An 18,984-nucleotide genomic window follows, 5' to 3' on the forward strand; every position below is an offset into this window, starting at 1 on the left:
TGATTGTTGTATGGTTTGCTATTCGATTCAGCGCATCAGGCCCAGTTCGGCCGCCTGCCTGGAGTAGCGTTCGACTGCCTGGTTCACGTACTGCGTCAATTTGTCGCCCGTCAGCGCGAACGGATACATGCCCGATTGCGTGCGCCACTGGGCAAACTGCGGCGTGGCCATGGCACGGTCGAACGTGGCCACCCAGCGCTGGTAATCCTGCTCCGGCACTTGCGGCCCCATCCACAGGCCGCGGATGATGGGCCAGACCACGTCGATGCCCTGCTCGCGCGCCGTCGGCACGCTGGCCAGCACGCCGGGCAGGCGCTTTTCCGACAGCACCGCCAGCACGCGCGCATGGCTGTCGCCCGCGTTCAGGGTCGCTTCCGACGTATCGCCCGACATCACCTGCACGTAATTGGCCTGCATCGCCGTGAAGATCTCGCCGCCGCCTTCCAGCGCCACGAAACGCAGCACTTTCGGGTCGATGCCGGCCTGGCGCGCCACCAGCGCCATCTTCACCCAGTCCTGACTGCCGATGGTGCCGGACACGCCGATCAGCACCTTGTCGGGGTGGCGCTTGAGCGCGGCGATCAGGTCGGCCAGGCTTTTGTAGGGCGAGTCGCTGCGCACGGCGATCATGCCGTAGTCGGCGCCCAGCGCCGCCACCCAGCGCACGTCGCCCGTCTTGGCGTTGCCGAACTTGCCCTGCGCCAGGTTCAGCAGCGAGCCGCCCGAAAACACCACCAGGGTGTTGGCTTCGGCACGCCGGCGCTGCGAACCCATCGAGCGCCACGCCACCGCGCCGATGCCGCCCGGCAGATAGCTGATGCGCACCGACGAGGCGAACGGCGCTGCCGCCGCCGGATCGGGCTGCAGCAAGCCTTTCTGCGCCAGCTTGCAGGTCAGGTCCATGGCGCCGCCCGGCTTGGACGGCACCACGCAGTCGACTTCAGGCGCGGCGGCCGTTGCCAGCGCAGGCAGCAGCGCGGACAACAACAGCGACAGGAACGCGGTGCGCAGCATGGTCATGCCTTAGAAGCGGTGCTGGATGCCGGCGATCAGGCCGCGCTGCGTGTCGCCGAAACCGGCGTCGTCACGCGACAGGCTGACCAGCTGATTGTGCTTGGCCTTGGCATAGGCGCCGGCCACGTACAGGTCGGTGCGCTTGGACAGGGCATAGCGCACGCGCGCCACGTACATGATCGGGTCGGCATCGAGGTTGGCGGCCACGTTTTTCACGTCCTGGTAGTAGATCACGCCCGTCAGGGTGATGACCGGCGTGGTCTTGTAGCTGACGCCGCCCCAGTACAGGGTGCCGCGCACGTCGGCCTTGCCGGCTGCCGCAGGATCGAGCTTGTAATCGCGCGCCGCCGCCTGTACTTTCCATGGGCCGTCGTCGTACATGGCGCCCAGGTGGTACACGGTGGTCTTGTCGCGCGCGCCGCCGGCGATGCTGTTGCCGTTCACCTGTTCATACGTGGCCAGCAGGCTGACAGGCCCTGTCTTGTAGGTGACGGCCGTCGACAGCTTGGCGCTGTCCGAGGTGCCCGTCGACTGTTCGCCGAAGCCGTACGATGCGCCATAACTGAAATCGCCCGTCTTGCCCGAGTACTTGACCATGTTGTCGAAGGCCGTCGTCATGCCGTATTTGCTCGGGCCCGTCGCGTTAGCCGAGGTGGCCCACGAGTAGAACGGCGCATAGGCCATCGGATCGAACGGCAGCACGAAGTCGTACACGGTGGTGAACGAGCGTCCCAGCACGACACGGCCAAACGCGCCTTCCAGGCCCACGTTGGCCTGGCGCTTGAACAGCGCGCCGTCGGCCGCGCCCGTGTCGACGAGGATGCCGCCTTCCAGATTGAACACGGCTTTCAGGCCGCCGCCCAGGTCTTCGCTGCCCAGGATGCCCCAGCGCGACGTGTTCATGCCGCCGGAGCTCACTTGCGTCATCGAGCTTTTGTTCGGGCCGGCGTTGCTGGTGTTGCTGATGCCGGCGTCAAGACGGCCGTACAGGGTGACGTTCGACTGGGCGTGGGCGCTGCCGGCTGCGGCGAGTACCGCCATGGCGGCCAGCGAGAATGCAGTTTTCTTCATGTAGAGTGTCTCCCTTAGATATAGTTATTAGTGATATGCCTGATCAATTTCATGAATCAGGATCACACTATATGATCGCGATCCTTTCAATTCGCTTTCAGACTGACAGGTGTCGTCCATCAGCCACAGGCCATACCAACAAATTCATTGCGGCCCCTGTCGGCGGCGTGCCGACAGGCTTACACTGCATCAATTCAAACGAATGGCGGAGACCATGCGCATATTATTAGTGGAAGACCATCTGGAACTGTCGCACTGGCTGGCAAAGGCCCTGCGCGACGCGCACCTGACGGTGGAGACCGCCCACAACGGCGCCGATGCCGACGCCCTGCTGCATACGCAGGAATACTCCTTGGTGCTGCTCGACCTCTCCCTGCCAAAGATGGACGGCCTGGACGTGCTGCGCCGCCTGCGCGCGCGCGGCGGCACGCGCGGCAAGACTCCCGTCATGATACTCACGGCGCGCGGCGGCCTCGATGAAAAAGTACAAGGCCTGAACCTGGGCGCGGACGACTACATGGCCAAGCCGTTCGAACTGGCCGAACTGGAAGCGCGCGTAAAAGCCCTGCTGCGCCGCAGCCAGGGCAACGAAGCGCTCGTGCACACCTGCGGCGCCCTCAGTTTCGACACCGTCACGCGCATGTTCAGCTATGCCGGCGCCCCTTTCCCCCTGACGCCGCGCGAACACGCCGTGCTCGAAGCGCTGATCACGCGCTCGGGGCGCGCCGTGTCGAAGGAAAAGCTGTTCGACGAAGTCTTCGCGCTGGCCGACGACGCCAACCTGGACGCCATCGAACTGTATATCCACCGCGTGCGCAAAAAACTGGAAAACGGGGTGGAAAGCGGTTCGCCCGACGGCGCCGTCATCACCACCTTGCGCGGCATCGGTTACCTGCTGCAGCCGCGCAGCGCGATGGCGCCGGCCGCGTCGAAATGACCGTGCGCACCGCACGCACGCCCCTGTTCGAGCGCCTGCGCCGGCGCTGGGCGCAGGGCAGGCCGCTGGGCAGCCTGCGCAGCCAGCTGCTGCGCTGGCTGCTCATCCCGCTGGTGATGCTGGTGCTGCTCGATGCCGTTTTTGTCTACCGCAACGCGCTCGACGCGGCCGACATGGCCTACGACCGCTCCTTGCTGGCATCGACGCGGGCGCTGGCCGAGCGCGTCTCCATCGTCAACGGCAAGGTGGTGGCCGAAGTGCCCTACGTGGCGCTCGACAGCTTCGAGACCGACACCCTGGGCCGCATCTACTACAAGGTGACGGGCATCAACGGGGAACTGGTGTCGGGCTATGCCGACTTGCCGCCCGTGCCGAAAAACGTGCCCCGCTCGCAGAATTATCCGGCCCTGGTGCGCTTTTACCACGCCGACTACCACGGCAAGCCGATCCGCATCGCCGCCCTGCTGCAGCCCGTGTATGACGACTCGATGCGCGGCATTACCCTGATCCAGGTGGCCGAGACGCTGGACGCGCGGCGCGGCCTGTCGAACCAGATCCTGTTCGATACCCTGATCTGGCAGGCGGCGATGATACTGGTGATGGGCGCCCTCGTGTGGTTCGCCGTGCGCCTGGTGCTGCGTCCGCTGATGCGATTGAAAACGGAAGTCGAGACGCGCACCCTGTCCGACCTGTCCGACGTCGATCCCACGCTGGTGCACAAGGAAATGCGTCCGCTGGTGAGCGCCATGAATGGCTCCATGTCGCGCCTGCAGCAGCTGATCGCCAGCCAGCGCCGCTTCATCGCCGACGCCTCGCACCAGCTGCGCACGCCGTTGACGGTGCTGAAAACCCAGGCCGAACTGGCCATGCGCGAATGCGACCGCCAGGCGGGTACGCCGCCGGATATCGCCGCCCTGCGCGACATCGTGCGCTCGATCGCCGTCACCACCGACTCGACCGTGCTGCTGGCCAACCGCCTGCTGACCCTGGCGCGCATCGAGCATGGCGGCGAGAACCTGGCGATGGACACCGTACCCTTGCGCGACGTGGCGCAGCAGGTGGGGCTGGAAATGGCGATGGCCGCCGTCGGCAAAAATATCGATCTGTCGCTGGAAGCGCCGGACGAAGCGCCCGTGCATGGCCAGGCCCTGCTGCTGCATGAACTGGTGGCCAACCTGGTCGACAACGCCCTGCGCTACACGCCACCGGGCGGCAGCGTGATCCTGCGCGCGCGCGCGGGCGGCCCTGGAAACGAAACGCTGCTGGAAGTGGAAGACAGCGGCGCCGGCATCCCGCCATCCGAGCACGAACGCGTCTTCACGCCGTTCTACCGCGTCGGCGCGGCGCTGGAAAGCAATCCTGGCGGCGCCGGCCTGGGCCTGGCCATCGTGCGCGACATCGCGGCCCTGCACGGCGCCCGGCTGGAACTGGCGACAGCCGCGAATGGTCATGGATTGAAAGTCGGTGTGTATTTCGCCCCGGCGCCAGTCGATGCTAAGATCGCGTCCTGAGATTTTAAGGAAGGCAGCGCCATGATGACCAAAGAAGATGTGACCGAACTGTTTGCCAATATCGCCGAGAACGCGCCGTGGGACCTGTCCCAGCCGCTGCTGTGGGGCTATTACTTCACCAACCCGACCTCCGAACCGCTGGAGCAGGCCGCCACCCTGCTGGCGCTGCAGGGCTACCGCCCCGTGGAACTGTACCAGCCGGAACTCGACGATCCGGCGGCACCGCCCGTGTGGGTGCTGCACGTGGAAAAGGCCGAAGTGCATGGCGTCGACAGCCTGCACGCGCGCAATGGCGAACTGATGGCGTTTGCGCAGGACAACCTGCTGGCCAGCTATGACGGCATGGACGTGGGCCCGGTCGCCGCGCCTTGAGCGGTGTAGGCGTAGATCGAATTGGGTCCGAAGGGCCGTAATCCGACAGCACCATCGGCCATGCCAACAATGTCGTCGGATTACGTGCGGCCTTGCCGCACTAATCCGACCTACTGTCCATGACCACATGGGCGTGGGCGCCGTAATCCGGCAACATCACGCATAAAAAAACGGCGCCCGCGGGCGCCGTTTTGCATGGTTCGCTGAAAAAATCAGCTGAGGTTTTCCAGGCGGATCTTGGTGACCGTGCCCACCACGCTGTTCAACGCTTCCATCTTCTCGATGGCGGCCGTGACGTTCTTTTCCTGCGTCTGGTGCGTCAGCATGATGATGTCCGTATGCGTCTCGCCCTCGGCCGGCTCTTTTTGCAGCATGGCGTCGATCGAGATGCCGCGTTCGGCCAGGATGCGCGTGAGGTCGGCCAGCACGCCCGGCTGGTCGGCCACGTGCATGCGCAGGTAGTAGCTGGTGGTGATTTCCGACATCGGCAGGATCGCGATATCGGTCATCGCGTTCGGCTGGAACGCCAGGTGCGGCACGCGGTGTTCCGGGTCGGCCGTGGCCAGGCGGGTGATGTCGACCAGGTCGGCGATCACCGACGAAGCGGTCGGCTCGGCGCCCGCTCCGCGGCCCGAGTACAGGCTGGCGCCGACGGCGTCGCCATGCACCAGCACGGCGTTCATGGCGCCTTCCACGTTGGCGATCAGGCGCTTGGCCGGGATCAGGGTCGGATGCACGCGCAGCTCGATGCCTTCCACGCCGTTGACGGTGGCGCGCTTGGTGATGCCCAGCAGCTTGATGCGGTAGCCCAGTTGCTCGGCGTAGCGGATGTCGACGGCATTGAGGTTGCTGATGCCTTCCACGTAGGCCTTGTCGAACTGCACCGGGATGCCGAAGGCGATGGCCGACATGATGGTGGCCTTGTGCGCGGCGTCGACGCCTTCGATGTCGAAGGTGGGGTCGGCTTCCGCGTAGCCCAGTTCCTGCGCCTGTTTCAGCACGGTGGCGAAATCGAGGCCCTTGTCGCGCATTTCGGACAGGATGAAATTGGTGGTGCCGTTGATGATGCCGGCGATCCATTCGATGCGGTTGGCCGTCAAGCCTTCGCGCAACGCCTTGATGATGGGGATGCCGCCGGCGACGGCCGCTTCGAAGGCCACCATCACGCCCTTGTCCTGGGCGGCGGCGAAGATTTCGTTGCCGTGCACGGCCAGCAGGGCCTTGTTGGCCGTGACCACGTGCTTGCCGTTGGCGATCGCTTGCATCACCAGGGTTTTCGACAGGTCGTAGCCGCCGATCAGTTCGACGACGATGTCGATCTCGGGATCGTTGACGATCAGGTGCGGGTCGTTGACGACCTTGCAGCCGCCGGCGACGAGCGCTTCGGCGCGTGCCACGTCGCGCACGGCGACGGCGACGACTTCAATGCCGCGGCCAGCGCGGCGCTTGATTTCTTCCTGGTTGCGTTTCAGGACGCTGAACGTGCCGTAACCGACATTGCCCAGGCCCAGCAGGCCGATCTTGATGGATTTCATAGTTGTGCTTGACTGCTCATAAGTGGCGCTCCCTAGGGCGGCGCCAGGTTGATCGAGATTGCTGCTGGCTGGTTCAGCCCCGGCCGTGACGCTTGCGATAGCCTTCGAGGAAACGCGCAATGCGCCCCATGGCCTCGGTCAGGTCATCGGAATTGGGCAGGAAGACGACGCGAAAATGGTCGGGCGCGATCCAGTTGAAGCCCGTGCCCTGCACGATCAGGACCTTCGCTTCGGCCAGTAATTCATAGGCAAACTGCTGGTCGTCGGCGATCGGGTAGATCTCCGGGTCCAGGCGCGGGAACATGTACAGCGCGGCCTTCGGCTTGACACAGGTGACGCCCGGAATATCGGTCAGCAGCTTGTGCGCCAGGTCGCGCTGTTTCAACAGGCGCCCGCCGGGCCCCACCAGGTCTTGTATGCTCTGGTAGCCGCCAAGCGCCGTCTGGATGGCAAACTGCCCCGGCGCGTTGGCGCATAGCCGCATCGAGGCCAGCATGTTGAGGCCCTCGATGTAATCTTTTGCGTGGCGCTTTTCGCCCGAGACCACCATCCAGCCGGAACGGTAGCCGCAGGAGCGGTAATTCTTCGATAGGCCGTTCATGGTAATGAACAGCACGTCGTCGGCCAGCGAGGCGATCGACACGTGCTCGGCTTCGTCGTACAGCACCTTGTCGTAGATCTCGTCGGCGAAAATGATCAATTGGTGCTGGCGCGCCAGTTCGACGATCTGCAGCAGCACGGAAACCGGGTACAGCGCGCCCGTGGGATTGTTCGGGTTGATGACGACGATGGCCTTGGTCTGCGGCGTGATCTTGCGGCGCATGTCCTCGATGTCGGGATACCACTCGTTCTGCTCGTCGCACACATAGTGCACGGGATTGCCGCCCGACAGGCTGACGGCGGCCGTCCACAGCGGGTAATCGGGCGCCGGCACCAGCACTTCGTCGCCACTGTTGAGCAACGCATTCATCGACATGACGATCAGTTCGGAAGCGCCGTTGCCCAGGTAAATGTCATCGATGGTCACGCCGGCGATATTCTTGCCCTGCGTGTAATGCATGACGGCCTTGCGCGGCGCGAACATGCCTTTCGAATCCGTATAGCCGGCCGCATTCTGCAGATTGAGCATCATGTCGCGCACGATCTCGTCGGGCGGATCGAAGCCGAATACGGCCAGATTGCCGATATTGAGCTTGGTGATCTTGTGGCCTTCTTCTTCCATTTGCCTGGATTTTTCCAGGACCGGGCCGCGGATGTCGTAGCAGACGTCCGCCAATTTATTCGATTTCTGAATCGGTCGCAAAATAAATCCCTGTCGTGATGCGGCGCGGTGACCAGAACTTGCAGCGTGGCCGCCGCGCCAGAACTATGAACCCGTGAAACTGCGATGCGAAAGACTGCAAGGCGAAAACAACCATTCTCGCCGAAAACAGGGCATTTTATCAAATTAAACATGGCGAACCGCAGCATTTGACGCCGATTCTGCCACGCCGGCGCCTCCGGACGGCAATCGGGCGGGCGCCATCTTCATCTTCCCTTAATCTTGCAGCATTACCATGGCGCAAGCATGCACCGCCACTGTGGCGCCGAACATTGCAATTTGGAAAGGATATTGCTTTTCAGTCGCTCTTTTCTGTCATTTATGGCATGCTTACGCCCTTGGCCGCGGCACGCAGTTTGGCCGCGCGCGTACCGATCAACCGACACGACCAGCCCCGATATCGCCATGAAACTCCACGCCAGCAGCACCCAACAATACCAGACTGTCACCGGCTATGACGAAAACGGCGTCGAGATCAATGCCCAGCCGTACAACTATAGCCTGATCGTCATGCCGGAAACACCGCCGCGGGCGTGGGAAGTCAGCAGTTTCGAAGAATTGACCGAGGCGCATTTCGCGCAAATCCTGGCCGACTCTCCCGACGTGGTCATCCTCGGCACCGGCGAGCGCCAGCGCTTCGTGCACCCGAAACTGACGGCCGCGCTGACCATGCGCCGCATCGGCGTCGAATGCATGGATAGCCAGGCCGCCTGCCGCACCTACAATATCCTCATGGGCGAAGGCCGCAAAGTCACCCTGGCACTGATCCTGGCCCCGGCCGCAGGCAAGGCCGCATGAAAATCAACGTCAACGAACTGCACTCGTCGCGGGTGCTGATGTGGTCCCTGCTGGGCATCTTCATCGTCGTCACCCTGTATGCGCTGGGCGTGCGCACCCTGGTGCCGCCCGACGAGGGCCGCTACGCCGAGATGGCGCGCGAAATGTTCGTCACGGGCGACTGGATCACCACGCGCCTGAACGGCATCAAGTACTTTGAAAAGCCGCCGCTGCAAACGTGGATGAATGCGCTGACCTTCGCCGCCTTCGGCCTGGGCGAGTGGCAGGCACGCCTGTGGACTGGCCTGTGCGGCATCATCGGCGTGTGCATGACGGCCTACGCGGGCAAGAAGGTCTTCGGCCCGCGCGTGGGGCTGTATGCCGGCCTGGTGCTCGCGTCGAGCCTGTTCTGGCTCGCTTCCGGCCAGATCAATTCGCTGGACATGGGCTTGTCGGGCATGATGACCCTCACCATGGGCAGCCTGCTGATCGCACAGCGCGACGACGCCACGGCGACCGAGCGGCGCAACTGGATGCTGGCCTGCTGGGCAGCCATGGCGCTGGCCGTGCTGGCCAAGGGCCTGATCGGCATCGTGCTGCCGGGCGCCGTGCTGGTGCTGTATTCGCTGTGCGCGCGCGACTGGCGCATCTGGACGCGTTTGCACCTGGTCAAGGGCTTGCTGGTGTTCTTTGCCATCGCCACGCCGTGGTTCGTGCTGGTCGCCCTGCGCAATCCGGAACAGCCGCATTTCTTCTTCATCCACGAGCATTTCCAGCGTTTCCTGATGAAGGGTCACAAGCGCGAAGGCGCCTGGTACTACTTCCTCGTGCTGCTCATTCCCGGCATCCTGCCATGGATAGGCCTGCTGCCGCAAAGCCTGGCCGCCGCCTTCCAGCGCCAGGAAGGCGCCTTCCAGCCCCGTTTGATGCTGCTGGTCTGGGCCGTCTTCATTTTCTTCTTCTTCAGCTATTCGACCTCGAAGCTGCCTGGCTATATCGTGCCCATCTTCCCGGCGCTGGCCTTGCTGGTGGCGCTGTACCTGGAATCGGCATCGCGCCGCCAGCGCCTGTTCGCCGCCGGCCTGTTGTGCGTGCTGGGCGCGGCCATCCTGATCGGCGGACCGATCGCCTTCAGCAAGGCCAGCGCACGCGATGCGGATGCCCTGGTCGCGCTCAAGGGCTACCAGCCATGGCTGATGGCGGCCGGCTTCTTCGCCTTGGCGGGCGGCGCCCTGGCCTTGCTGCATGCGCGCCAGTTGCGCCGCGACATGACCGTGCTGACGATTGCCGGCGCCGGATTCCTCGCCACGCACTGCATCCTGGCCGGCTCCGAACTGTATGGCCAGAACCGCGCGGGCACCGACATGCTGCCGCAGATCCAGGCCGAACTGACGGCCGATACCAAGCTCTATTCGGTCGGCATCTATGAACAGTCGCTGACGTATTACCTGCAGCGGCCCGTGATCCTCGTCGATTACTGGGATGAGTTTACATTTGGCCTGAAACAGCAGCCGGAACTGTCCATCCCGACCATCGAGCCTTTCATCACGCAATGGACGAACGATGCCAACGCCGGCGTGCACGACATGGCCATTATCAGCCTGAACCGTTACAAGGAATTGCAAGATCGTGGCGTGCCCATGCGTGTTATCGCCGAGGATGCGCGCCGCATGGTCATTGCCAACAAATAGTGTTTAACTGGGGCGCGAGGCAGCACGGAGCGCGCCCCCGGCCAGCTTGCCCCGCCCCCGCAGCAGCAGGATTTTTTCACTGCTGAACCGGCTGCGCCGCCATACTGACGATATAGAATAGCCATGCCTGCCGGCCGCGTTTGAGCGGACGGCAGCCTCGGCGACACCGATACCCTGACACCATACCGACCCAAGAGCCGCACCCATGACCTCTACCCTGCCCTTTTTGCCCTTTTCCAAACCCACCATCGACGAAGCGACCATCGCCGCCGTCGGCGAAGTGCTGCGCTCGGGCTGGATCACCAGCGGCCCGAAAGTGCAGGCCTTCGAAGCCCAGCTGTCCGAGTATTTCGGCGGGCGTCCCGTACGCACCTTCAATTCGGGCACGTGCACCATGGAAATCGCGCTGCGCATCGCCGGCATCGGCCCCGGCGACGAAGTCATCACCACGCCCGTGTCGTGGGTAGCGACGGCCAACGTCATCATCGAGGTGGGCGCCACGCCCGTGTTCGCCGATATCGATCCCGTCACGCGCAATATCGACCTCGACAAGCTGGAAGCGGCCATCACCCCGCGTACGAAAGCCATCATCCCCGTCTACCTGTCCGGCTTGCCCGTCGACATGGACCGCCTGTACGCGATTGCTGACAAGTACAATTTGCGGGTCGTGGAAGATGCGGCGCAAGCGTTCGGCTCGACGTGGAAAGGCAAGCGCATCGGCGCGTTTGGCGACTTCGTCTCGTTCAGCTTCCAGGCCAACAAGAACATCACCACGGGCGAAGGCGGCTGCCTCGTCCTGAACAACCTGGAAGAAGCGAAGCTGGCCGAGAAATACCGGCTGCAAGGCGTCACGCGCAGCGGCGTCGACGGCATCGACGTCGACGTGCTGGGCGGCAAATACAACATGAGCGACATCATGGCCGCCATCGGCCTGGGCCAGTTCGCCAACATCGACGCCATCACGGCCCACCGCCGCGCGCTGGCGCGCCATTACTTTGAGCAATTCGGCAGCGACTTCGAAGCGCAGAGCGGCGCCCAGCTGCCCGTGCAGGACTTTGAAAACAGCAACTGGCACTTGTTCCAGATTATCCTCCCCGACAACGGCCCCGGCACGCGCGCCGCGTTCATGCAGCAAATGGCACAACAAAACGTGGGAACGGGCTATCATTACGCACCGATCCACCTGTTTACCATGTACCGCGAACGCGGCTTTACCGAAGGCATGTTCCCTGTCTCGGAAAAGATCGGCCGCCTGACCGTGACCTTGCCGATGTTCTACGCCATGACGACACAGGACGTGGAACGCGCCGTCGCCACCGTCAAATCCATTCTCATCAAATGAGCAGCGCGCCGATGAAACCTGAACTGTCCGTTATCATTCCGATCTACAACGAGCAGGATGGCCTGGCCAGCCTGTTCGCCCGCCTGTATCCGGCCCTCGATGCCTTGCAGACGAGCTACGAGATCATCTTCATCAACGATGGCAGCCGCGACAATTCGGTGGCCATCCTGGCGGAACAGTTCCGCCAGCGCCCCGACGTCACGCGCGTCGTCTTGTTCAACGGTAATTATGGCCAGCACATGGCCATCCTGGCCGGCTTTGAATCCTCGCGCGGGCAGATCATGGTCACGCTCGACGCCGACTTGCAGAACCCGCCCGAAGAAATCGGCAACCTCGTGGCGAAGATGCGCGAAGGCTACGATTACGTGGGCTCGATCCGGCGCAAGCGGCAAGATTCCGCCTGGCGCACCCTGGCCTCGAAGATGATGAACCGGCTGCGCGAGCGCATCACCAACATCAAGATCACGGACCAGGGCAACATGCTGCGCGCGTATGGCCGCAACGTGATCGACCTGGTCAACCAGTGCGCCGAAGTCAACACCTTCGTGCCGGCACTGGCCTACACGTTTGCCCGCAAGCCCACGGAAATTACCGTCGAACACGAGGAACGGGCAGCCGGCGAGTCGAAATACTCGCTGTACAGCCTGATCCGCCTCAATTTCGACCTGGTCACGGGCTTTTCGCTGATTCCCCTGCAAATTTTCTCGATGCTGGGCATGCTGCTGTCGCTCAGTTCGGCCGGACTGGTGATCTATCTGCTGGCGCGCCGCTTCCTGTTCGGCGCCGAGGCGCAGGGCGTATTCACCCTGTTCGCCATCGCCTTCTTCCTGATGGGCGTGATCCTGTTCGGCATCGGCCTCGTGGGCGAGTACGTGGGACGCATCTTCCAGCAAGTGCGCGCCCGCCCCCGCTACGTGGTGCAAACCATCTTGCAGGACGGCATGGTCCAGGCGGAAGCCGAGGCGCCATCGTACGTGCGCCTGGAAAAACGCCAGGTGGGCCGCTGATGGGCGCCCCGCGCGCCGTCGTCTTCGGCTACCACAATGTGGGCGTGCGCTGCATCAAGGTGCTGCTGGCCGGCGGCGTCGATATCGCCTTGGTCGTCACGCACGAAGACAGCCCCACGGAAAACCTGTGGTTCGAATCCGTCGCCAGCCTGTGCCAGGCCGAAGGCATCCCCTACATCACGCCATCGGACGCACGCGCGCCCGAACTGCTGGCGCAGGTGCGGGCGGCAACACCGGACATGCTGTTCAGTTTTTACTACCGCCACATGCTGCCGGCCAGCATTTTGGAAGTCGCGCCCGCCTACAATATGCACGGTTCGCTGCTGCCGCAGTTCCGCGGCCGCGCACCCGTCAACTGGGCCGTGCTGCACGGCGCCCCGCAAACGGGCGCCACCCTGCATGAAATGACGGTCAAGCCCGATGCCGGCGCCATCGTCGCGCAAACGGCCGTCCCCATCCTGCCCGACGACACGGCTTTCGAAGTCTTCGGCAAGGTCACCGTGGCGGCGGAACAAACCCTGTGGCACGTGCTGTCAGCCTTGCTGGACGGCACGGCGCCGCGCCAGCTCAACGATTTGCGCCAGGGCGGCTACTTTGGCGGACGCACGCCGGAAGACGGCCGCATCGACTGGAAGTTACCCGCGCAGCAGGTATACAACTTGCACCGGGCCGTCGCGCCGCCCTATCCCGGCGCGTTCACCGAAGTCAACAATGTTATTTACACCATCGAAACAGCCCGTTTAAGCAAGCATTCAGCAGGAAGTTTGCCACCGGGCTTGGCGGTAGTGGATAATTGCATCTTTGGCGTCTGCGGAGACGGCCACATGCTGGCCATTTCCGCGCTGAGGGCTGCCGGGGAGCCGGTTTCGGCTCAGCAATTGCAAGCAAGTCTGACCACCCGCGTCAGCACACACTGATATCACACAAGAGAATCTCACATGAAAAAAGTCCTCATCTTAGGCGTCAACGGCTTCATCGGCCACCACCTGTCCAAGCGCATCCTGGAAACCACCGACTGGCATGTCTACGGCATGGACATGAACACGGACCGCATCACGGAATTGCTGGAAGATGACAACTACAAGTCGCGCATGCACTTCTTCGAAGGCGACATCACGATCAACAAGGAATGGGTCGAGTACCACGTCAAGAAATGCGACGTGATCCTGCCGCTGGTGGCCATCGCCACGCCGTCGACCTACGTCAAGCAGCCGCTGCGCGTCTTCGAACTGGACTTCGAAGCCAACCTGCCCATCGTCCGCTCGGCCGCCAAGTACGGCAAGCACCTGGTCTTCCCGTCGACCTCGGAAGTGTATGGCATGTGCCATGACGAGGAATTCGATCCGGAAAACTCGGAACTGATCTGCGGCCCGATCAACAAGCCGCGCTGGATCTACTCGAACGCCAAGCAGCTGATGGACCGCGTGATCTGGGGCTACGGCATGGAAGGCTTGAACTTCACCCTGTTCCGTCCATTCAACTGGATCGGCGCGGGCCTGGACTCGATCCATACGCCGAAAGAAGGTTCCTCGCGCGTGGTGACGCAATTCTTCGGCCATATCGTGCGCGGCGAAAACATCTCGCTGGTGGACGGCGGCGCGCAGAAACGCGCGTTCACCTACATCGACGACGGCATCGACGCGCTGATGCGCATCATCGCCAACAAGAACGGCATCGCCAGCGGCAAGATCTACAACATTGGCAATCCGACCAACAACTATTCGATCCGCGACCTGGCCGGCATGATGCTGACCCTGGCCACCGAATATCCGGAATACGCCGAAGGCGCGAAACACGTGAAAATCGTGGAAACGACTTCGGGCGCCTACTACGGCGCCGGCTACCAGGACGTGCAAAACCGCGTGCCGAAAATCACGAATACCTGCGAAGAGCTGGGCTGGGCGCCGACCACCACCATGGCCGATTCCCTGCGCAATATTTTCGACGCCTACCGCAGCCAGGTAGCCCAAGCCAAAGCCCTGATGGATTAATGTTGAGCAAGCCGTTCCTGACCCTGAAAATCGACGTCGATACCTATCGCGGCACCCGTGAAGGCATGGGCAATCTGGTGCGCATGCTGGCCGCGCACCAGGCCAAGGCCACCTTTCTGTTCTCGCTGGGCCCCGACCACACGGGCTGGGCCCTGCGGCGCGCCTTGAAGCCCGGCTTTTTCAGCAAGGTGTCGCGCACGTCGGTGGTCGAGCACTACGGCTTGAAGACATTAATGTACGGCACCTTGCTGCCGGGACCCGATATCGGCAAGCTCTGCGCGGCGCAATTGCGCGCCGTGCGCGATGCCGGTTTCGAGTGCGGCATCCACACCTGGGATCACACCCTGTGGCAAGACAACGTGGCCAAGCGCAACGCCGCCTGGACCATCAACATGATGCGCAAGGCCGCCAACCGCTACGAACAGGTATTCGGCAACAAGCCCCACACGCACGGCGCGGCCGGCTGGCAAATGAACGTCAGCGCCTTTGTCGAGCACGACACGGCCGGCTACCGCTTTGCCTCCGACGGCCGCGCCATGCTCGACGCGCGCGGCGCCATGGCCCAGCCAACGCAAGGCCCGCACCGCGTGCGCAACGGCAACACCATCCTGCAATGCGTGCAATTGCCCACCACCCTGCCCACCCTGGATGAATTGCTGGGCTGCGAAATCGACGGCAAACTGATCACGACCGGCAATGTTGCCGCGCATATATTGTCACTGACAGCAGATAATTCCCGCGATCACGTGTATACCTTGCATGCGGAACTTGAAGGACAGAAACTCGCCCCCATTTTCGAACAACTGCTGGCTGGCTGGAAAGCCCAGGGTTACCAGTTCGCAGCGATGGGCGATTATTATGAAAAGATAAAAAATACGGACTTGCCCGTTTGTCCCATCACCTGGGATGAGTTGCCCGGGCGTTCGGGGCGCCTGATTGTGCAGGGCAAAGCGGCCTGAATGCTGTATTGTTGCACCTGGATGCGTTGCCAGATTAAAAACCAGCGCTGATGATCACCGTTCAGGAGAGAACCTGTGGCTGATAGCCAATCCCTCGTTAGCATACCCGACTTTAACGCCGCCATGACCAGCGGCAAAACCTTTCAGTTGCTGGGCCGCCCGGCCAAGGCCACGGTGCTGTTTTTCTATCCGAAGGACAACACCCCTGGCTGCACCACGGAAAACATCGCCTTCCGCGATGCGTATCCGCAATTCGTCGCCGCCGGCGTGGAAATCTACGGCATCAGCCGCGATTCCCTGCGCTCGCACGAAAGCTTCAAAGCCAAGCTGGAGCTGCCATTCGAGCTCATTTCCGACCCGGACGAAGCCGTTTGCCTGCTGTTTAACGTCATGAAGATGAAACAGATGTACGGCAAGACGGTCCGTGGCGTCGAGCGCAGTACGTTTGTGATTGACGCCCAGGGCCGATTGGTGAAAGAATGGAGAGGCGTGAAGGTCGCAACTCACGTGGAAGAAGTGCTGGAATTCGTAGCGCATCTGAATTGATCGTCCATATTGATCCAATGCGCGTTGTCGGCTTCCAGCGAGCCTGGTTCAACCGCAGTTCAGTTCACGGTACCTATCGCCATTTTGAGTCAACGAAGCGCCTCCACCCACTCCGCCAGGCGGGCCTGCAGCCCGCCGATGGCGTCCATGACCGGCCATGCTGCCGGCCTTCCGGCAGTTTCTCGTCCTGTAGCATTGTTGTTCCCCTCGCATCCCCCCATGAGAAGTGCCGCCAGAAGCTGGCTGCCCATGGGAGATTCATTCCAGAAATTTTTTGATTGAGATCCTGATGCCACTGCCAAAATTACCGAGCAAGCCAGCCACCATCCTGGCCACCCAAGATTACCCAACCGCAGGCGCAGCGCGCCCGGCCACCAAAACCCCGGCAGCCAAGAAAGTGGCTGCACCGATTATTGAAGCGGCGATCGCCGAAGTTGCCAAGCCGGTCCGCAATGCGGCCACGAAGATCAAGCAAGTGGCGGCCCTGATGGTCGCCAAGCCTGTGCCAGCCGTTGCTGCGCCTGCCCCGGTTGCGGCCGCGCCTGCCGCCGTTGCTGCGCCTGCGGCGAAAGCCAAGCCGGCGGCAAAAGGCAAGGTCACGCCGATCAAACCCGTCAAGCAAGCCGAGCAGCCACATCCGGCCAAGCACAAGGCGGTGGAAGTGCAGCTCAAGTCGTCCGCCAGCCGCGCCGCCGACCAGCGCGGCATCAGCAAGCTGTTCGTGCTCGACACGAACGTGCTGATGCACGATCCATCGTCGCTGTTCCGCTTCGAGGAACACGATGTGTACCTGCCGATGATGACCCTGGAAGAGCTGGACAACCATAAAAAGGGCATGACGGAAGTGGCGCGCAATGCACGCCAGGTCTCGCGCACGCTCGATGCCCTGATCAGCAACACGGACGACGACGCCATCGAACACGGCATCTTGCTGTCCAAGCTGGGCAACAAGGATGCCAAGGGCCGTCTGTTCTTCCAGACGCGTTTGCAAAGCGCCGATTTGCCGGCTGGCTTGCCAGTGGGCAAGGCCGACAACCAGATCCTCGCCGTCGTGCGTTCGCTGGAATCGGAACAGGAAGGCCGCCCTGTCGTCTTGGTGTCGAAAGACATCAACATGCGCATCAAGGCGCGTGCCCTGGGCTTGCCAGCCGAAGATTACTTCAACGACCATGTGCTGGAAGACACGGACTTGCTGTACTCGGGCATCGTGCAATTGCCGGATGACTTCTGGAACAAGCACGGCAAGGACATGGAATCGTGGCAGGAAAGCAAGAACGGCTACAGCTCCACCTTCTACCGCGTGACGGGTCCGTTCATTCCTTCGCTGCTGGTCAACCAGTTCATCTACCTGGAACCAAAAAACGGCGAAACCCCGTTCTACGGCCAGGTGAAACAGATCAATGGCAAGACGGCCGTGCTGCAAACCCTGCGCGACTTCAGCCACACGAAGAACAATGTGTGGGGCGTGACGGCGCGTAACCGCGAGCAGAACTTCGCGCTGAACTTGCTGATGAATCCGGAATGCGACTTCGTCACCCTGCTGGGCCAGGCCGGCACCGGCAAGACCCTGCTGGCCCTGGCCGCCGGCCTGGCGCAAGTGCTGGAAACCAAGCTCTACAATGAAATCATCGTCACCCGCGTCACGGTGCCGGTAGGCGAAGACATCGGTTTCCTGCCAGGCACGGAAGAAGAAAAGATGTCGCCATGGATGGGCGCCTTCGACGACAACCTGGAAGTGCTGAACAAGTCCGACTCCGATGGCGGCGAATGGGGCCGTGCTGCAACGCAAGACCTGATCCGCTCGCGCATCAAGATCAAGTCGCTCAACTTCATGCGCGGCCGCACGTTTGTGAACAAGTTCCTCATCATCGACGAAGCGCAAAACTTGACGCCGAAACAAGTCAAGACCCTCGTCACGCGCGCCGGTCCCGGCACGAAGATCCTGTGCCTGGGCAACATCGCACAGATCGACACGCCGTACCTGACGGAAGGCTCGAGCGGCCTGACCTACGTGGTTGACCGCTTCAAGGGCTGGACCCACAGCGGCCACGTCACCCTGGCCCGCGGCGAGCGCTCGCGCCTGGCGGACCACGCCAGCGAAGTGCTGTAAGTGTTAGCGGGCGGCGCAAGCTGCCCAGTCATTCGAAAGCCCCGGCTGCAGCGATGCGGACGGGGCTTTTTTCATGTGCGCGACTTTTTGCGGCGGCATGCTCTAATACCGCTCCTTTCTTTCAGGATACCGTATCCGATGGCTCCCGCTCTCCAGTTGCTGCTCTGCTTCATCCTCTTCATGCTGATCCACATTTCCGTCATGGCCGTGTGCGCCCGCGCACTCGGCATCACCGTGCGCAGCGTCAGCTACGGCGTGGGGCCAATCCTGCTGGCCGTGGGAAAAGTCCACGTCAGGCTGCTGCCGCTGGCCGGCAATGTGGTGCTGAAGGATACGCGCGAAGAAATGCTGTATGACGACGATCCCTGCCTGGACGCGTATAATTTCCAGCCGCTGTGGAAGCAGGTGCTGCTGCCATTGAGCGGCGTGGCCGTCTTGCTGGCCTTGTCGCTGGGCATCATGGGAGCTTCGGGCTGGGACGGTTTCCTCGCCGCCTTCGGGCAAATCCTGCACGGCGCGCTGGCGCCATTGTCGACGGCGCAGGCATTGCTGGGTGATGGAGAAACCTTTGCCCACACGCACGGCTTTGCGCCGGTGTTTGCTCTGTTCGCGTTGAAACTGTGCGCCTTCAATCTGCTGCCGTTTGCCGCCTTGAACGGGGGCCAGGCACTGCTGGCCATCGCGCGCGGCGGCAAGCCTTACGTGGTGTGGGAAGAGACGGCAGCAAAATGGCTGTTGCTGCCGGGGCTGGCGATCTTGCTGGCGTGGCTAGTGGCGTTCGGCTGGTATGGCTGGCAAGC

17 protein-coding genes are annotated in these 18,984 nt (G+C 62.5%); 13 read left to right on the forward strand and 4 right to left on the reverse strand.

Features of this window, described 5'->3' with window-relative positions; all coding sequences use genetic code 11:
- Positions 1-27: 27 nt before the first annotated feature.
- Both VM94_RS24050 and VM94_RS24055 read right to left on the reverse strand, forming a co-directional pair.
- Entirely contained in the window at positions 28-1,020 is a 993-nt protein-coding gene (locus VM94_RS24050; RefSeq protein WP_082127894.1) for a tripartite tricarboxylate transporter substrate binding protein, read from the reverse strand.
- Positions 1,021-1,023: 3 nt separating this feature from the next.
- Positions 1,024-2,085: a porin gene (locus tag VM94_RS24055; RefSeq protein WP_046685771.1), complete on the reverse strand. Its 1,062-nt coding sequence runs from the start codon at positions 2,083-2,085 to the stop codon at positions 1,024-1,026.
- A gap of 214 nt (positions 2,086-2,299) precedes the next feature.
- Here VM94_RS24055 and VM94_RS24060 point away from each other — a divergent pair, with 214 nt between their 5' ends.
- Genes VM94_RS24060 through VM94_RS24070 form a run of 3 tightly spaced genes read left to right on the forward strand, consistent with a single transcriptional unit; the run spans position 2,300 to position 4,905 of the window.
- Complete coding sequence (locus VM94_RS24060; RefSeq protein ID WP_046686227.1) at positions 2,300-3,022, forward strand: response regulator; 723 nt, start codon at positions 2,300-2,302, stop codon at positions 3,020-3,022.
- Between the two features lie 2 nt (positions 3,023-3,024).
- Positions 3,025-4,533 (forward strand): sensor histidine kinase, encoded by a 1,509-nt coding sequence (locus VM94_RS24065; RefSeq protein WP_235433008.1) that lies wholly within the window; start codon positions 3,025-3,027, stop codon positions 4,531-4,533.
- A 21-nt stretch (positions 4,534-4,554) separates the two neighbouring features.
- Entirely contained in the window at positions 4,555-4,905 is a 351-nt protein-coding gene (locus VM94_RS24070) for a ribonuclease E inhibitor RraB (protein ID WP_052755926.1), read from the forward strand.
- A 212-nt stretch (positions 4,906-5,117) separates the two neighbouring features.
- Here the strand turns inward: VM94_RS24070 and VM94_RS24075 are convergent, their stop codons facing one another.
- Together VM94_RS24075 and VM94_RS24080 are read right to left on the reverse strand one after the other, a co-directional pair.
- Positions 5,118-6,440 (reverse strand): homoserine dehydrogenase, encoded by a 1,323-nt coding sequence (locus tag VM94_RS24075; protein WP_034750424.1) that lies wholly within the window; start codon positions 6,438-6,440, stop codon positions 5,118-5,120.
- A gap of 73 nt (positions 6,441-6,513) precedes the next feature.
- A complete protein-coding gene (locus VM94_RS24080; protein ID WP_034750427.1) occupies positions 6,514-7,743 on the reverse strand; it encodes a pyridoxal phosphate-dependent aminotransferase in 1,230 nt (409 codons plus the stop codon).
- A gap of 423 nt (positions 7,744-8,166) precedes the next feature.
- Here VM94_RS24080 and VM94_RS24085 point away from each other — a divergent pair, with 423 nt between their 5' ends.
- From VM94_RS24085 to VM94_RS28640, 10 genes are all read left to right on the forward strand, one after another.
- The gene (locus tag VM94_RS24085) at positions 8,167-8,559 is read left to right on the forward strand and encodes an Mth938-like domain-containing protein (RefSeq protein WP_046685773.1); all 393 of its coding nucleotides are present in this window, start codon (positions 8,167-8,169) and stop codon (positions 8,557-8,559) included.
- Positions 8,556-10,229: a glycosyltransferase family 39 protein gene (locus VM94_RS24090; RefSeq protein ID WP_046685774.1), complete on the forward strand. Its 1,674-nt coding sequence runs from the start codon at positions 8,556-8,558 to the stop codon at positions 10,227-10,229. Before VM94_RS24085 ends, VM94_RS24090 begins: the two co-directional genes overlap by 4 nt.
- 205 nt (positions 10,230-10,434) lie before the next feature.
- Positions 10,435-11,571: a DegT/DnrJ/EryC1/StrS family aminotransferase gene (locus VM94_RS24095; RefSeq protein ID WP_046685775.1), complete on the forward strand. Its 1,137-nt coding sequence runs from the start codon at positions 10,435-10,437 to the stop codon at positions 11,569-11,571.
- 11 nt (positions 11,572-11,582) lie between these two features.
- On the forward strand, positions 11,583-12,578 hold the full coding sequence (locus VM94_RS24100) for a glycosyltransferase (RefSeq protein ID WP_046686229.1): 996 nt from the start codon (positions 11,583-11,585) through the stop codon (positions 12,576-12,578).
- The gene (locus VM94_RS24105; protein ID WP_046685776.1) at positions 12,578-13,495 is read left to right on the forward strand and encodes a formyltransferase; all 918 of its coding nucleotides are present in this window, start codon (positions 12,578-12,580) and stop codon (positions 13,493-13,495) included. The genes VM94_RS24100 and VM94_RS24105 overlap by 1 nt, the downstream gene beginning before the upstream one ends.
- Positions 13,496-13,516: 21 nt before the next feature.
- Positions 13,517-14,569 (forward strand): bifunctional UDP-4-keto-pentose/UDP-xylose synthase, encoded by a 1,053-nt coding sequence (locus VM94_RS24110; protein WP_046685777.1) that lies wholly within the window; start codon positions 13,517-13,519, stop codon positions 14,567-14,569.
- Positions 14,569-15,528, forward strand: a complete 960-nt coding sequence (locus VM94_RS24115) for a polysaccharide deacetylase family protein (RefSeq protein ID WP_046685778.1) — start codon at positions 14,569-14,571, stop codon at positions 15,526-15,528. The genes VM94_RS24110 and VM94_RS24115 overlap by 1 nt, the downstream gene beginning before the upstream one ends.
- Positions 15,529-15,603: 75 nt before the next feature.
- Positions 15,604-16,074, forward strand: coding sequence for a peroxiredoxin (locus VM94_RS24120; protein WP_046685779.1), 471 nt, complete (start codon positions 15,604-15,606; stop codon positions 16,072-16,074).
- 289 nt (positions 16,075-16,363) lie between these two features.
- Positions 16,364-18,184, forward strand: coding sequence for a PhoH family protein (locus tag VM94_RS24125; RefSeq protein WP_046685780.1), 1,821 nt, complete (start codon positions 16,364-16,366; stop codon positions 18,182-18,184).
- A 138-nt stretch (positions 18,185-18,322) separates the two neighbouring features.
- Positions 18,323-18,984 (forward strand): site-2 protease family protein (locus VM94_RS28640; protein WP_200899268.1); only part of this gene is annotated, 662 nt, incomplete at its 3' end.

The organism is Janthinobacterium sp. KBS0711, assembly GCF_000988085.1.
Classification (GTDB): domain Bacteria; phylum Pseudomonadota; class Gammaproteobacteria; order Burkholderiales; family Burkholderiaceae_D; genus Janthinobacterium; species Janthinobacterium lividum_E.

Excerpts from the sequence above, each read along its gene's own strand:
- VM94_RS24090 (WP_046685774.1), top strand. The coding sequence starts at position 8,556 with ATGAAAATCAACGTCAACGAACTGCACTCGTCGCGGGTGCTGATGTGG.
- VM94_RS24095 (WP_046685775.1), top strand. The coding sequence starts at position 10,435 with ATGACCTCTACCCTGCCCTTTTTGCCCTTTTCCAAACCCACCATCGAC.
- VM94_RS24110 (WP_046685777.1), top strand. The coding sequence starts at position 13,517 with ATGAAAAAAGTCCTCATCTTAGGCGTCAACGGCTTCATCGGCCACCAC.
- VM94_RS24085 (WP_046685773.1), top strand. The coding sequence starts at position 8,167 with ATGAAACTCCACGCCAGCAGCACCCAACAATACCAGACTGTCACCGGC.
- VM94_RS24070 (WP_052755926.1), top strand. The coding sequence starts at position 4,555 with ATGATGACCAAAGAAGATGTGACCGAACTGTTTGCCAATATCGCCGAG.
- VM94_RS24115 (WP_046685778.1), top strand. The coding sequence starts at position 14,569 with ATGTTGAGCAAGCCGTTCCTGACCCTGAAAATCGACGTCGATACCTAT.
- VM94_RS24050 (WP_082127894.1), bottom strand. The coding sequence starts at position 1,020 with ATGACCATGCTGCGCACCGCGTTCCTGTCGCTGTTGTTGTCCGCGCTG.
- VM94_RS24075 (WP_034750424.1), bottom strand. The coding sequence starts at position 6,440 with ATGAAATCCATCAAGATCGGCCTGCTGGGCCTGGGCAATGTCGGTTAC.
- VM94_RS24060 (WP_046686227.1), top strand. The coding sequence starts at position 2,300 with ATGCGCATATTATTAGTGGAAGACCATCTGGAACTGTCGCACTGGCTG.
- VM94_RS24125 (WP_046685780.1), top strand. The coding sequence starts at position 16,364 with ATGCCACTGCCAAAATTACCGAGCAAGCCAGCCACCATCCTGGCCACC.
- VM94_RS24055 (WP_046685771.1), bottom strand. The coding sequence starts at position 2,085 with ATGAAGAAAACTGCATTCTCGCTGGCCGCCATGGCGGTACTCGCCGCA.
- VM94_RS24105 (WP_046685776.1), top strand. The coding sequence starts at position 12,578 with ATGGGCGCCCCGCGCGCCGTCGTCTTCGGCTACCACAATGTGGGCGTG.
- VM94_RS24100 (WP_046686229.1), top strand. The coding sequence starts at position 11,583 with ATGAAACCTGAACTGTCCGTTATCATTCCGATCTACAACGAGCAGGAT.